This window comes from Streptococcus mitis, assembly GCF_000722695.1.
GTDB lineage: Bacteria > Bacillota > Bacilli > Lactobacillales > Streptococcaceae > Streptococcus > Streptococcus mitis_O.
Genome location: NZ_JPFU01000013.1, coordinates 409142 through 422807, shown reverse-complemented (window position 1 = coordinate 422807; position 13666 = coordinate 409142). Strand labels below are relative to the sequence as shown.

General features: G+C 40.7%; 14 protein-coding genes. 12 read left to right on the top strand and 2 right to left on the bottom strand.

All coding sequences use genetic code 11. The annotated features are described in order from the left end of the window. Positions 1-25: 25 nt before the first annotated feature. Positions 26-934, bottom strand: coding sequence for a LysR family transcriptional regulator (locus SK629_RS07395; RefSeq protein WP_025169857.1), 909 nt, complete (start codon positions 932-934; stop codon positions 26-28). A 63-nt stretch (positions 935-997) separates the two neighbouring features. Here SK629_RS07395 and SK629_RS07390 point away from each other — a divergent pair, with 63 nt between their 5' ends. Together SK629_RS07390 and SK629_RS07385 are read left to right on the top strand one after the other, a co-directional pair. Continuing rightward, positions 998-1267, top strand: coding sequence for a YqgQ family protein (locus SK629_RS07390; RefSeq protein WP_042901268.1), 270 nt, complete (start codon positions 998-1000; stop codon positions 1265-1267). Next, positions 1267-1650, top strand: a complete 384-nt coding sequence (locus SK629_RS07385; RefSeq protein WP_042901267.1) for a rhodanese-like domain-containing protein — start codon at positions 1267-1269, stop codon at positions 1648-1650. The genes SK629_RS07390 and SK629_RS07385 overlap by 1 nt, the downstream gene beginning before the upstream one ends. Before the next feature lie 32 nt (positions 1651-1682). On the opposite strand, the gene SK629_RS07380 is transcribed toward SK629_RS07385, so the two are convergent. Next, the gene (locus SK629_RS07380) at positions 1683-2408 is read right to left on the bottom strand and encodes a 16S rRNA pseudouridine(516) synthase (RefSeq protein WP_042901266.1); all 726 of its coding nucleotides are present in this window, start codon (positions 2406-2408) and stop codon (positions 1683-1685) included. Positions 2409-2569: 161 nt separating this feature from the next. Between SK629_RS07380 and typA the strand changes: the two genes are divergently transcribed. From typA to pyrE, 10 genes are all read left to right on the top strand, one after another. Then, complete coding sequence (typA, locus tag SK629_RS07375; RefSeq protein WP_000164108.1) at positions 2570-4411, top strand: translational GTPase TypA; 1842 nt, start codon at positions 2570-2572, stop codon at positions 4409-4411. Between the two features lie 19 nt (positions 4412-4430). Further along, positions 4431-4685, top strand: a complete 255-nt coding sequence (locus tag SK629_RS07370; protein WP_042901265.1) for a DUF3165 family protein — start codon at positions 4431-4433, stop codon at positions 4683-4685. Between the two features lie 313 nt (positions 4686-4998). Continuing rightward, positions 4999-5298 carry a lactococcin 972 family bacteriocin gene (locus tag SK629_RS07365; RefSeq protein ID WP_042901264.1) on the top strand — a complete coding sequence of 100 codons (300 nt, stop codon included), beginning with the start codon at positions 4999-5001 and terminating at the stop codon, positions 5296-5298. A gap of 71 nt (positions 5299-5369) precedes the next feature. Next, positions 5370-7391, top strand: coding sequence for a bacteriocin-associated integral membrane family protein (locus SK629_RS07360; protein WP_042901263.1), 2022 nt, complete (start codon positions 5370-5372; stop codon positions 7389-7391). 1 nt (position 7392) lies between these two features. Beyond that, the gene (locus SK629_RS07355) at positions 7393-8034 is read left to right on the top strand and encodes an ABC transporter ATP-binding protein (RefSeq protein WP_000571283.1); all 642 of its coding nucleotides are present in this window, start codon (positions 7393-7395) and stop codon (positions 8032-8034) included. A 103-nt stretch (positions 8035-8137) separates the two neighbouring features. After that, positions 8138-9490 (top strand): UDP-N-acetylmuramoyl-L-alanine--D-glutamate ligase, encoded by a 1353-nt coding sequence (gene murD / locus SK629_RS07350; RefSeq protein ID WP_042901262.1) that lies wholly within the window; start codon positions 8138-8140, stop codon positions 9488-9490. 1 nt (position 9491) lies between these two features. Next, a complete protein-coding gene (locus SK629_RS07345) occupies positions 9492-10550 on the top strand; it encodes a UDP-N-acetylglucosamine--N-acetylmuramyl-(pentapeptide) pyrophosphoryl-undecaprenol N-acetylglucosamine transferase (protein WP_042901261.1) in 1059 nt (352 codons plus the stop codon). A gap of 9 nt (positions 10551-10559) precedes the next feature. Then, positions 10560-11813 carry a cell division protein FtsQ/DivIB gene (locus SK629_RS07340; RefSeq protein ID WP_042901259.1) on the top strand — a complete coding sequence of 418 codons (1254 nt, stop codon included), beginning with the start codon at positions 10560-10562 and terminating at the stop codon, positions 11811-11813. 233 nt (positions 11814-12046) lie between these two features. After that, entirely contained in the window at positions 12047-12742 is a 696-nt protein-coding gene (pyrF, locus tag SK629_RS07335; protein WP_042901258.1) for an orotidine-5'-phosphate decarboxylase, read from the top strand. A gap of 39 nt (positions 12743-12781) precedes the next feature. Continuing rightward, on the top strand, positions 12782-13414 hold the full coding sequence (gene pyrE, locus SK629_RS07330) for an orotate phosphoribosyltransferase (protein WP_042901257.1): 633 nt from the start codon (positions 12782-12784) through the stop codon (positions 13412-13414). The last annotated feature ends 252 nt before the right edge of the window (positions 13415-13666 follow it).

Sequence of the window (13666 nt, the reverse complement as noted above, 5' to 3'; positions counted from 1 at the left end):
GGTTTGAAGAGATTTTCGAAGAGTATCAACTATCAAACTGGACTTCTTCTAGTAAATAGTCGATAAAGCGTTCGCCCATCTTAGATAGGCTGGTTTTTTCATGCTGGATATAGACTAGCTCAATGGAGTCGTCAATATCCAGTGGGATAGAAACGATATTGTCTCCGTTGAGGTTGCTGTTCAAAATCCCTGTCGCAATGGTATAACCGTCCAAACCAATCAAGAGGTTAAAGAGGGTGGCACGGTCGCTGACTACGATAGATTTTTTGTGGTATTCCTGCGAGAGAATCTCTTCAGAGAAGTAGAAAGAGTTGTGTGTCCCTTGGTCATAGCTGAGATAAGGGAAGTTTTCTAAATCAGACAGTTTAACCTTGTCTTTCTTTGCCAGAGGATTGGTCTTGCTGACAAAGATATGAGGCTGGGCGGTAAAAAGATGGTGAGCTAGCAGGTGGTTGTCATCCAGCATTTTGGTTAAAACATCACGGTTGTAGCTGTTCAAAAAGAGGACACCGACCTCACTACGGAAATTCTTGACGTCGTCGATAATTTCCCAAGTACGAGTTTCACGAAGGAAGAGCTCGTATTTCTCCATATCGCTTTTCTTAAGTAGCGATACAAAGGCATTGACCACAAAGGCATAGTGTTGAGACGAAACGCTAAAGAGTTCACGGTGGGCGACAGGATTTTTATAACGTTCCTCCAGAAGCTGGGTCTGCTCGACAACCTGACGGGCATAAGAGAGAAACTCCATCCCATCACGGGTCAAGGTGATACCCTTAGGATTACGGATAAAGATTTCAATGCCCATTTCATTTTCCAAATCTCTCACAGCGTTGGAAAGACTAGGCTGGGTGATAAAGAGCTGCTTGGCTGCCTCATTCATGGAGCCTGTTTCGACGATTTTGATAATATAGTGTAATTGTTGAATTCTCATGTTTTTATTGTACCACACTTGCGTCAGAATCGCCAAAGAAGATAGGAAAATCAGGGCCATTGTGTGAGTCTCTTCTTGAAAAAAACACAAAATTTTGCTAGAATGAGTCTTATGAAAACATTCTATGATGTGCAGCAATTCCTCAAACGATTTGGTATTATTGTTTACATGGGAAAACGCTTATATGATATTGAACTGATGAAGCTGGAACTCTCTCGGATTTACGATGCAGGGTTGATGGACAAATTAGACTATCTAGAAGCAGAAGCAGTTCTTCGCAGAGAGCACAAGATAGAATTGGATTATATTGAGAAAAATGGAGAAAAGAACTAATGGTTACTTGGATTTTGTGGGCACTTATACTAGCAATGTTGGCGTGGATGGGCTTTAACTATTTTCGTATTCGACGTGCGGCTAAAATCGTGGACAATGAGGAGTTTGAAGCCTTGATTCGTACGGGTCAATTGATTGATTTGCGCGACCCAGCAGAATTCCACAGAAAACATATCCTGGGTGCCCGCAATATTCCTTCAAGTCAGTTGAAAACTAGTCTTGCAGCCCTTCGTAAGGATAAACCTGTCCTTCTTTACGAAAACCAACGTGCACAACGTGTCACAAATGCAGCTCTTTACTTGAAAAAACAAGGTTTTTCTGAGATTTATATCCTTTCTTATGGCTTGGATTCTTGGAAAGGGAAAATCAAAGTCGAGAAATAAGAAAACGAGCTTGGATGTTCCGAGCTCATTTTTTAACCACTTTTTCTGAGAAATTCACGAATGCTTGTCAGCTCTTCTGAGTTGAGGCGGCGATAGTCTCCCTCTTGAAGATTGTCATCCAAACTCCAAGGGCCAAATTGGGTGCGTTTGAGGGAGGTCACCTTGACACCAACCGAGAGGAACATTTTCTTGACTTGATGAAATTTTCCTTCTGAAATGGTAATAGAGGCTTGGCTGTGGGCAGGACTTGCAGATAGAATCTCTAGTCTTGCAGGTTTACAGACAGTACCATCTAAAAAGACAATTCCCTTTTGAAAGGCTTGGATATGGTCAGGTGTCAGAAGTCCATTAACTTCAACTTGATAAGTCTTATCGACATGATATTGGGGATGGAGGAGCTGAAAGCCCAAGGGTCCGTTATCGGTCACGAGGAGGAGTCCTGTCGTATCTCGGTCCAGTCGGCCGACGGCATAGAGCTTGTCAGACTGGATGTCAGGCGAAAGGAGGTCCATGACGGTCGGAAGTTCCTTGTCTTTGTTGGCTGTAACGACACCAGCAGGTTTATGAAGCATAAGATAGGTGTGCTCATAACCTTGAATGATTTGGCCCCGAAAGAGGAGCTCCTGTAGTCCTGTATCGATATTTTGAGCTAGGGAGTGGGCTGGGCAACTATCGACGAGAATGTCCCCTTTGAGAAGTGCTTGTTTCATGGCCTTTCGGCTAACTTTTTCTTGGGCTAATAAATTATCTAAACGCATACTGTGCTTATCTTATCATAAGTCGCTTGCTTTGAAAAGGCTTGACGTGAAAAGAAAAGCGGAGTGAAAACATTTACACTTGCTTGAGTTATGTTATTTACTTGAAAATATGGTATAATCGTTCAGTTAGAAAATAAATTTTGAATATTATAGAGGAAATCATGACAAAATTAAGAGAAGATATCCGTAACATTGCGATTATCGCCCACGTTGACCACGGGAAAACAACCCTCGTTGACGAATTATTGAAACAATCAGAAACGCTTGATGCACGTACTGAATTGGCAGAGCGTGCTATGGACTCAAACGATATTGAAAAAGAGCGTGGAATTACCATCCTTGCTAAAAATACAGCCGTTGCCTACAACGGAACTCGTATCAACATCATGGACACACCAGGACACGCGGACTTTGGTGGAGAAGTTGAGCGTATCATGAAAATGGTTGACGGTGTTGTTTTGGTCGTAGATGCCTACGAAGGAACAATGCCACAAACTCGTTTCGTATTGAAAAAAGCCTTGGAACAAGACCTTGTCCCAATCGTTGTTGTTAACAAAATCGATAAACCATCAGCTCGTCCAGCTGAAGTAGTGGACGAAGTCTTGGAACTTTTCATCGAGCTTGGGGCTGATGACGACCAGCTTGACTTCCCAGTGGTCTATGCTTCAGCGATCAACGGAACTTCTTCATTGTCAGATGATCCAGCTGACCAAGAAGCGACTATGGCGCCAATCTTTGACACAATTATCGACCATATCCCAGCTCCAGTAGATAACTCAGATGAGCCTTTGCAGTTCCAAGTATCACTTTTGGATTACAATGACTTCGTTGGACGTATCGGTATCGGTCGTGTCTTCCGTGGTACTGTTAAGGTAGGGGACCAAGTTACCCTTTCTAAACTTGACGGCACAACTAAAAACTTCCGTGTTACAAAACTCTTCGGTTTCTTTGGTTTGGAACGTCGTGAAATCCAAGAAGCTAAAGCGGGTGACTTGATTGCCGTTTCAGGTATGGAGGATATCTTTGTCGGTGAAACCATTACTCCGACAGATGCAATTGAAGCTCTTCCAATTCTACACATCGATGAGCCAACTCTTCAAATGACTTTCTTGGTTAACAACTCACCATTTGCTGGTAAAGAAGGTAAATGGGTGACTTCTCGTAAGGTAGAAGAACGCTTGCAGGCAGAATTGCAAACAGACGTTTCCCTTCGTGTTGACCCAACTGATTCACCAGATAAATGGACAGTTTCAGGTCGTGGAGAATTGCACTTGTCAATCCTTATCGAAACAATGCGTCGTGAGGGTTATGAACTTCAAGTATCTCGTCCAGAAGTTATTGTAAAAGAAATCGACGGTGTTAAATGTGAACCATTTGAACGTGTTCAAATCGACACTCCAGAAGAATACCAAGGATCTGTTATCCAAAGCCTTTCTGAACGTAAGGGTGAAATGTTGGATATGATTTCAACTGGTAATGGTCAAACTCGTTTGGTCTTCCTTGTTCCAGCGCGTGGTTTGATTGGATACTCAACTGAGTTCTTGTCAATGACTCGTGGTTACGGTATCATGAACCATACCTTCGACCAATACTTGCCATTGATTCCAGGGGAAATTGGTGGTCGTCACCGTGGTGCCCTTGTTTCTATCGATGCTGGTAAGGCTACAACTTACTCAATCATGTCTATCGAAGAACGTGGTACGATCTTTGTCAACCCAGGTACTGAGGTTTACGAAGGAATGATCATCGGTGAAAACTCTCGTGAAAACGACTTGACAGTTAACATCACTAAGGCAAAACAAATGACCAACGTTCGTTCAGCTACTAAGGACCAAACAGCTGTTATCAAGACACCTCGTATCTTGACACTTGAAGAGTCTCTTGAGTTCTTGAACGATGATGAGTACATGGAAGTAACACCTGAGTCTATCCGTTTGCGTAAACAAATCCTTAACAAGGCAGAGCGTGAGAAAGCTAACAAGAAGAAAAAATCAGCTGAATAAGAGCTAGAAAGAGATAAAGATGGTTTATTTAATCATAGGAATCCTCTTATTACTACTCTATGTATTTGCGACACCAGAAAGCATTAAAGGGACAGTCAATATCGTCCTTGTCGTCTTTGCTTTCGTAGCACTTTTGATTTTGTTTATGTTGTCAGTTCTGCAAATCTTTCAGCTACCGACAGAATTCTTTATCGCAATCGCCATGCTCCTCCTAGCATACTTTAGCTTGCGAGATATTACCCTCATGTCGGTCAGTAAAAGTAAAAGAAGATAAAAAGAGAGTTTTGGCTCTCTTTTTTTGTAGGAATTTTACAATAGTTTGAATTGCCTTTTAGTTAACATCATCTCTTTTGCTTGGATAATATGAATGGGAAAAGCTGGAATAAAATTCTTTAATGATATCTATTTTTTTATTGTTACAATAGTTTATTTGAAAAAAATTTTCTGATTTACTTAAAATTAATTGACATATAATAGTTAAAATGTTATCATTATTTTATAAAGAAATCGGTTTCAAAAAAGAGAGAGGAGGATTTATTTTGTCGTGTTGTCACTCAGGGTGTGCTTTTTTTGAAAGGAAAAATAAAATGAAAACGAAAAAACATAGATTACTTGCTCTAGCTCTTATTTCAAGCTTTACATTATTGGGAGCTGCATCAGCCGCTGTACAATATCCAGATGGAGGAGTATGGACATACGGAGAAGGCTCAGGAGGTGGTTGGGCTTTTTCAAATTACTACCATGGTGACAAATACCATTATTCATCCATCGTGAGCAGATGGGATGGTCATTCTGATAGAGGAGAAGCTCCTGCTGGAAACACCTCCTACGCATGGATTTGGACCAAATGGGGAGAACAAGTAGCATTTTACTATGATTATGACTAATCGTTCATTGATTTAAATCGTTCCCCTTGTAGCTCGTACAAGGGGAATTATTTTTTTATAAGGAGTCTACTATGAAGAAACTATTTATTTGCTTGTCAACTTTTTTTCTCAGCTTCTTCCTTGCTTGGATTATTGTCTTACGTGCGCCACAATATTTATATGCAAGCTATGATTCCGTTTCTTTACTTCGTGTCAAAAAAGATACTCAGGAACCGACGCGTGAGGTATTTGAACAGGAATTGGAGAATTTTGCAAATTCCGAACAGAGTTTAATAGCTAGAAGAATTGTAGAGCCGAGTAAGGATGGGACGACTCACTTTATTTATGCAACTTATGGTCAGGGAACATTACCAAAAGAATTCCAAGAAGCTAGCCAAGAAAGTCGTGAACGCAGTGATCCACTAAATAGTTATCTCCTTTTATCAGGCTCCTTGACGAAAGAAAAGCTAGCCGATAAATTAGGAGATTTGGGTTATAAAGCAGTTGCTGACCGAAAGACACCGCCCTATTTTCTTGCTTTTCAAATATTACTAAATCCCCTTATTTTAATTAGTTTAGCAATATTTGGCTTATCTTTCTTTGCTCTGGTGATTATCACTCGGATTAAGGAAATGAGAGCAGCAGGTATAAAACTCTTTTCTGGTCAGACTCTCTTATCCATCATGGGGCATTCTTTATCGACTGATATCAAGTGGCTCCTTCTATCAGCCCTCCTTTCCTTCCTAGGTGGGGGAGTCGTTCTTTTTAGTCAAGGTTTGTTTTATCCTAGCTTGTTAGCCACCTATGGTTTTGGGATTAGTTTCTATCTGTTGTTTTTATTGGCGATTTCAATTTTACTAATGCTCCTTTATCTAATGAGTTTGAGTTACAAAGCATTAGTTCCCGTTATTAAGGGGAGATTACCCCTTAAACGCTTGATGGCTTTAACCCTATTGTGTCAGTTAGTAGCTGTTTTTACAGTAGGCTATGCTGTTAAGACAGGTTTGACGTCTTACCAACGATTGAAAGAACTTGAAATTTCAAAACAAGCATGGCAGGACAGAGCAGACTATTACCAGATTTCCTTTGGCTTAGGTGATAGAGTAAAAGATACAGAAAATCAGAATAAGTGGTATGCCTTTGCCAAGGAAGCAATCGAAGAAGAACAAGCCCTTTATGTAAAGGATACTCTGTTCCATTTTGCCAATCCACAAGGAAAAAATGAACAGGGAGAGACACTGGATACCTATAGTCCAGATGCTAATACGCTCTATGTTAGTCCCAGTTATTTGGACAAGGAAAAGGTCGTGGTAGATGCTGAGAGCAAACAGAAGTTAGCCCATCTCCAAAAAGGTGAGTTTATCCTCTTGCTCCCAGAACATTTGCGCTCTCGAGAAGCAGAACTTAAGAAAGTTTTTGAAGAAAAATTGAGTTATTATGGAAAATCTGGTGAGGAGGCAAGTGCTCCTTTAGAGTATGAAATGAGAGCGATTGTTAGTTATCTTCCAACTGGAGAAAAGCGGTTTGTTTATAATAACGGTGAGAATCCTGTATCCACTCAGTATTTGACTGATCCGATTTTAGTTGTATTTACTCCAACATCTACAGGTGATAGTATCATTTCCAAATCCATTTGGTCTATCAATGCTGGTAATAATATCTTTGTCAAAGGATATGAAGATGGGATTAAACTCTTGAAGAAAGCTGGAATTTATGAGCAAGTATCCTATCTTAAAGAAAGAAGAAGTGTTTATCTAACTCGTTATAATGAAGTTCAAACTGAAACAGCAACTTTAATCCTAGGAGCTATTGTTGGGATAGCTAGTTCCTTGTTACTCTTTTACTCTGTCAATCTTCTCTATTTCGAGCAATTCCGCCGAGATATCTTGATTAAACGAATTTCAGGTTTACGATTTTTTGAAACACATGCTCAGTATATGGTTAGCCAATTTGCCAGTTTTATATTTGGTGCTAGTCTCTTTATTTTAAGCAGTCGAGACTTGGTGATTGGCTTGCTCACTTTATTAGTCTTTCTAGCTAGTGCAGTTTTGACGCTTTACCGTCAAGCGCAGAAAGAATCTCGTGTTTCTATGACAATTATGAAAGGAAAATAGGATGATTGAACTAAAGAATATATCTAAAAAATTTGGAAGCCGTCAGCTATTTTCAGATACGAATCTTCATTTTGAAGGTGGGAAAATTTATGCCTTAATTGGTACAAGTGGCTGTGGTAAGACAACACTCTTGAATATGATTGGACGATTAGAGCCATATGACAAAGGACAAATCATCTATGATGGCACTTCTCTTAAGGACATCAAGCCTTCTGTTTTCTTTAGAGATTATTTGGGATATCTATTTCAAGATTTTGGCTTAATTGAAAGCCAAACCGTCAAAGAAAATCTCAATCTGGGTTTAGTTGGTAAAAAGTTGAAAGAAAAAGAGAAAATCTCTTTGATGAAACAAGCTCTAAACCGTGTTAACCTCTCTTATTTAGATTTAAAGCAACCTATCTTTGAGTTATCAGGAGGAGAAGCACAACGTGTTGCACTAGCGAAGATAATTTTAAAGGATCCACCTTTGATTCTCGCAGATGAACCAACCGCTTCACTAGACCCCAAAAACTCTGAGGAATTACTTTCTATCCTAGAGTCTTTAAAAAATCCGAATCGAACCATTATTATTGCGACCCACAATCCTCTGATTTGGGAGCAAGTGGACCAAGTCATTCGAGTTACCGATTTATCACATAGATGATATGGCGAGATTCAGTTAGAAGAAAGAGTCACAAACACACTTTGTGGCTTTTTTATTTCCATAAAAATGGTAAAATAGTAAGAGTAGAAATGGAGTTTGAGACATGAAAGTAATAGAACAATTTAAAAATAAGAAAGTCCTTGTTTTAGGTTTGGCTAAGTCTGGTGAATCTGCAGCACGTTTGTTGGACAAGCTAGGTGCCATTGTGACAGTAAATGACGGAAAACCTTTCGAGGACAATCCAGCTGCCCAAAGTTTGCTGGAAGAAGGAATCAAGGTCATTACAGGTGGCCATCCTTTGGAACTCTTGGATGAAGAGTTTGCCCTTATGGTGAAAAATCCAGGCATTCCCTACAGCAATCCCATGATTGAAAAGGCTTTGGCAAAGGGAATTCCAGTCTTGACTGAGGTGGAATTGGCTTATTTGATTTCAGAAGCGCCCATTATCGGTATCACAGGTTCGAACGGTAAAACAACCACAACGACCATGATTGGGGAAGTTTTGACTGCTGCTGGTCAACATGGTCTCTTATCAGGAAATATCGGCTATCCTGCTAGTCAAGTGGCCCAAACTGCATCAGATAAGGATACGCTTGTCATGGAACTTTCTTCTTTCCAACTCATGGGTGTGCAAGAATTTCATCCAGAGATTGCGGTTATTACCAACCTTATGCCAACTCATATCGATTATCATGGTTCATTTGAGGAATATGTAGCAGCCAAGTGGAATATCCAGAACAAGATGACAGAGGCTGATTTCCTTGTCTTGAACTTTAACCAAGACTTGGCAAAAGAATTGGCTAGCAAAACACAGGCTACAGTAGTTCCATTTTCAACACTTGAAAAGGTTGATGGAGCTTATCTGGAAGATGGTCAACTCTACTTCCGTGGGGAAGTTGTAATGGCAGCGAATGAAATCGGAGTTCCAGGTAGCCACAATGTAGAAAATGTGCTTGCGACGATTGCTGTAGCCAAGCTTCGTGATGTTGATAACCAAACCATCAAAGAAACTCTTTCAGCTTTTGGTGGTGTCAAACACCGTCTCCAATTTGTGGATGAAATCAAGGGTGTCAAATTCTATAATGATAGCAAATCAACCAATATCTTGGCTACTCAAAAAGCCTTGTCAGGATTTGACAACAGCAAGGTCATCTTGATTGCCGGTGGTTTGGACCGTGGTAATGAGTTTGACGAATTGGTGCCAGACATTACTGGACTTAAGAAGATGGTCATCCTCGGTCAGTCTGCTGAGCGTGTCAAACGGGCAGCGGATAAGGCTGGTGTCGCTTATGTGGATGCGATTGATATTGCAGATGCGACCCGCAAGGCTTACGAGCTTGCGACTCAAGGAGACGTGGTTCTTCTCAGTCCAGCCAATGCCAGCTGGGATATGTATGCTAACTTTGAAGTACGTGGCGACCTCTTTATCGACACAGTAGCGGAGTTAAAAGAATAATATGAAAAAAATTGTCTTTACAGGTGGGGGGACGGTTGGACACGTTACCCTCAACCTTTTGTTAATGCCTAAGTTTATCGAAGATGGATGGGAAGTCCACTATATCGGAGATAAACGTGGTATCGAACACCAAGAAATCCTCAAGTCAGGCTTGGATGTCACTTTCCACTCCATTGCGACTGGAAAATTGCGTCGCTATTTCTCTTGGCAAAATATGCTGGATGTCTTTAAAGTTGGTTGGGGAATTGTCCAATCTCTCTTTATCATGTTGCGACTTCGTCCACAGGCTCTTTTTTCAAAGGGAGGCTTTGTCTCAGTACCGCCTGTTATCGCTGCGCGTGTGTCAGGAGTGCCTGTCTTTATTCACGAATCTGACTTGTCCATGGGCTTGGCCAATAAAATCGCCTATGAATTTGCGACCAAGATGTATTCAACCTTTGAACAAGCTTCAAGTTTGTCTAAGGTTGAGCATGTGGGAGCAGTGACCAAGGTTTCAGATCAAAAAACTCTAGAACCCGATGAATTGGTGGATATTCAAACCCACTTTAATCCCCAATTACCAACTGTATTGTTTGTTGGCGGTTCAGCAGGTGCTCGTGTCTTTAACCAATTGGTGACAGACCATAAGAAAGAGCTGACAGAGCGCTACAATATTATCAATCTAACTGGAGATTCTAGCCTGAACGAGTTGAGTCAAAATCTTTTTCGTGTTGACTATGTGACCAATCTCTATCAACCCTTGATGGAATTGGCTGATATTGTTGTGACACGAGGTGGTGCCAATACGATTTTTGAGCTCTTGGCCATGGCAAAATTACATGTTATTGTGCCACTTGGTCGTGAAGCTAGTCGTGGTGACCAGATTGAAAATGCAGCTTACTTTGTAAAAAAAGGCTATGCAGAAGAACTTCAAGAAAGCGATTTGACCTTGGACAGTTTAGAAGAAAAGCTTTCTCACTTACTAAGTCACAAGGAAGACTATCAAGCGAAGATGAAGGCTTCTAAGGAATTGAAATCTCTAGCAGATTTTTATCAATTGTTGAAAAAAGATTTATCATAAGGAAAGTAAATGTCAAAAGATAAGAAAAATGAGGGTAAAGAAATCCTCGAAGAATTTAAAGAGTTATCAGAATGGCAGAAACGAAACCAAGAATATCTAAAAAAGAAGGCTGAGGAAGAGGCGGCCCTAGCTGAGGAGAAGGAAAAGGAAAGACAAGCTCGAATGGCTTCAAAATCTGAAAAGTCAGATGCAACCGAGGAGCAAGAGAGTGAATCTGATCCAAAAGACCCAGAATCAGCTAAGGATGATACTGAAGAAAAAGTAGAAGAGTCAGAAGACGTCAAAAAAGAAGTATCCAAAGAGAAATCAAAATCTACAGAATCTACAGAGAAGGAGAACCAGGATAAAAAGCTTGCTAAAAAGGCTACAAAAGAAAAACCAGCCAAAGCAAAGATTCCTGGTCTCCATATCTTGCGAGCGCTAACGATTTTATTTCCAAGTCTGCTTTTATTGATTGTCTCTGCCTACCTGCTCAGTCCTTATGCGACCATGAAGGATATTCGTGTTGAGGGAACGGTGCAAACTACGGATGATGATATTCGACAAGCTTCAGGCATTCAGGATTCGGATTATACGATTAATCTTCTGCTAGATAAGGCAAAATATGAAGAGCAGATCAAGTCTAACTATTGGGTTGAATCAGCTCAACTTGTCTATCAATTTCCAACCAAGTTCACTATCAAGGTCAAGGAATATGATATTGTGGCCTACTATATTTCTGGTGAAAATCATTATCCTATTCTTTCCAGCGGTCAGCTTGAGACTAGTTCTGTGAGCCTGGTCAGTTTACCAGAAACTTATTTGTCTGTTCTCTTTAATGACAGCGAACAAATCAAAACCTTTACGTCAGAACTTGCTCAAATTAGCCCAGAACTCAAGGCTGCTATCCAGAAGGTGGAACTAGCCCCAAGCAAGGTGACTTCAGATTTAATTCGATTGACCATGAATGATTCGGACGAAGTCTTGGTTCCTCTATCTGAAATGAGTAAGAAATTGCCATATTACAGTAAGATTAAGCCTCAATTGTCAGAACCAAGTGTGGTCGATATGGAAGCTGGAATTTACAGTTACACTGTGGCGGATAAATTAATTATGGAGGCTGAGGAAAAAGCCAAACAAGAGGCTAAGGAAGCTGAGAAGAAGCAGAAAGAGGAAGAGAAGAAAAGACTGGAAGAACAGCAGAATAAATTGGAAGAAGAGAAGAAAAAGCTGGAGGAAGAGAGCAATCGAAATCAAACAAATCAGCGTTCATCGCGTCGCTAGGTTTAGCTTTTCTCCTATAGCTCTTTAGTTGCCATGGTTTTTACTTGACAAGTGCTAGTAGAAATAATAGAATAATAGAAAACCTTTAAAGCAGTCCAGAGAGGCAGCTAAGGTTAGACGGTGAAAGGGTGGAGACTACCCATTTTTCGTGGAACCTTGCTGTTGGCAGGTTCCTTTTTTCGTGGCTTCTGTTGACCAGACTCTCTCACTAGCAAAGGTAAAAGGAGAAACCTATGCGAGAACATCGTCCAGTCATTGCTCTTGATTTTCCTAGTTTTGAGGCAGTCAAGGAATTTTTAGCTCTTTTCCCAGCAGAAGAAAGCCTTTATCTTAAGGTAGGGATGGAGCTCTATTACGCAACGGGTCCTGAGATTGTGTCCTACTTGAAAGGTCTGGGACACAGTGTCTTTTTGGATCTCAAGCTGCATGATATTCCCAATACAGTTAAATCAGCCATGAAGGTCTTGTCTCAGCTTGGTGTCGATATGACCAATGTTCATGCGGCTGGTGGTGTAGAGATGATGAAGGCTGCGCGTGAAGGTCTTGGAAGTCAAGCGAAGTTGATTGCGGTCACGCAGCTCACATCAACATCAGAAGCTCAGATGCAGGAGTTTCAAAACATCCAAACTAGCCTGCAAGAGTCTGTGATTCATTATGCCAAGAAGACGGCTGAAGCGGGATTAGATGGTGTTGTTTGCTCGGCACAGGAAGTTCAACTCATCAAGCAGACCACCAATCCAGATTTTATCTGTTTAACACCAGGAATTCGCCCTCAGGGAGCTGCAGTTGGAGATCAAAAACGTGTGATGACGCCAGCAGATGCCTATCAAATCGGTAGTGACTATATCGTAGTGGGACGTCCCATTACGCAAGCTGAGGATCCTGTTGTAGCTTATCATGCCATCAAGGCTGAATGGAACCAAGACTAGAATTAAAGAACTAGATTATAAAAATAAAAGGAGAAGACCATGACACTTGCTAAAGATATCGCTAGCCACCTCTTGAAAATTCAAGCAGTTTACCTCAAACCAGAGGAGCCTTTCACTTGGGCATCTGGTATCAAGTCGCCAATTTACACGGATAACCGTGTGACGCTAGCCTATCCAGAAACTCGTACTCTCATTGAAAATGGTTTTGTGGATGCTATCAAAGAAGCCTTTCCAGAGGTTGAAGTGATTGCAGGAACTGCGACAGCAGGGATTCCACACGGGGCTATCATTGCTGATAAGATGAACTTGCCATTTGCCTACATCCGTAGCAAACCAAAAGACCACGGAGCTGGTAATCAAATCGAAGGTCGCGTGGCTCAAGGTCAAAAAATGGTAGTGGTTGAAGACCTTATTTCAACTGGTGGTTCTGTTCTTGAAGCTGTTGCAGCAGCTAAGCGAGAAGGAGCAGATGTGCTTGGAGTTGTAGCGATTTTCAGTTATCAATTGCCAAAGGCAGATAAGAACTTCTCTGATGCAGGTGTCAAACTTGTGACGCTTTCTAACTACAGTGAACTCATCCATCTAGCACAAGAAGAAGGCTATATCACGCCAGAAGGCTTGGATCTCCTAAAACGCTTTAAAGAAGACCAAGAAAATTGGCAAGAAGGTTAGGTCAGTAAGATAAAGAGAGACGAGTCTGGGACAAAAATCTAACTTTAAATATAAAAAACGAACAAAACGAGTTATCTAACAACCAGAATTCTGTTTCGTTCGTTTTTTTGTATAATTTATCGATTTTTAAAATTTATAATAAAGAATTTCTAAAATTAAAATCTTTTTGTCCCAGACTCTTTTAACCATTTTGTTTAAAATATGATAATATTTTAAACAAAATAATTGACAGCGCTTTCTTTTGTTGATATA

Excerpts from the sequence above, each read along its gene's own strand:
- SK629_RS07355 (WP_000571283.1), top strand. The coding sequence starts at position 7,393 with ATGATTGAACTAAAGAATATATCTAAAAAATTTGGAAGCCGTCAGCTA.
- pyrF (WP_042901258.1), top strand. The coding sequence starts at position 12,047 with ATGCGAGAACATCGTCCAGTCATTGCTCTTGATTTTCCTAGTTTTGAG.
- SK629_RS07370 (WP_042901265.1), top strand. The coding sequence starts at position 4,431 with ATGGTTTATTTAATCATAGGAATCCTCTTATTACTACTCTATGTATTT.
- SK629_RS07365 (WP_042901264.1), top strand. The coding sequence starts at position 4,999 with ATGAAAACGAAAAAACATAGATTACTTGCTCTAGCTCTTATTTCAAGC.
- SK629_RS07395 (WP_025169857.1), bottom strand. The coding sequence starts at position 934 with ATGAGAATTCAACAATTACACTATATTATCAAAATCGTCGAAACAGGC.
- SK629_RS07340 (WP_042901259.1), top strand. The coding sequence starts at position 10,560 with ATGTCAAAAGATAAGAAAAATGAGGGTAAAGAAATCCTCGAAGAATTT.
- SK629_RS07360 (WP_042901263.1), top strand. The coding sequence starts at position 5,370 with ATGAAGAAACTATTTATTTGCTTGTCAACTTTTTTTCTCAGCTTCTTC.
- murD (WP_042901262.1), top strand. The coding sequence starts at position 8,138 with ATGAAAGTAATAGAACAATTTAAAAATAAGAAAGTCCTTGTTTTAGGT.
- SK629_RS07345 (WP_042901261.1), top strand. The coding sequence starts at position 9,492 with ATGAAAAAAATTGTCTTTACAGGTGGGGGGACGGTTGGACACGTTACC.
- SK629_RS07385 (WP_042901267.1), top strand. The coding sequence starts at position 1,267 with ATGGTTACTTGGATTTTGTGGGCACTTATACTAGCAATGTTGGCGTGG.
- pyrE (WP_042901257.1), top strand. The coding sequence starts at position 12,782 with ATGACACTTGCTAAAGATATCGCTAGCCACCTCTTGAAAATTCAAGCA.
- typA (WP_000164108.1), top strand. The coding sequence starts at position 2,570 with ATGACAAAATTAAGAGAAGATATCCGTAACATTGCGATTATCGCCCAC.
- SK629_RS07380 (WP_042901266.1), bottom strand. The coding sequence starts at position 2,408 with ATGCGTTTAGATAATTTATTAGCCCAAGAAAAAGTTAGCCGAAAGGCC.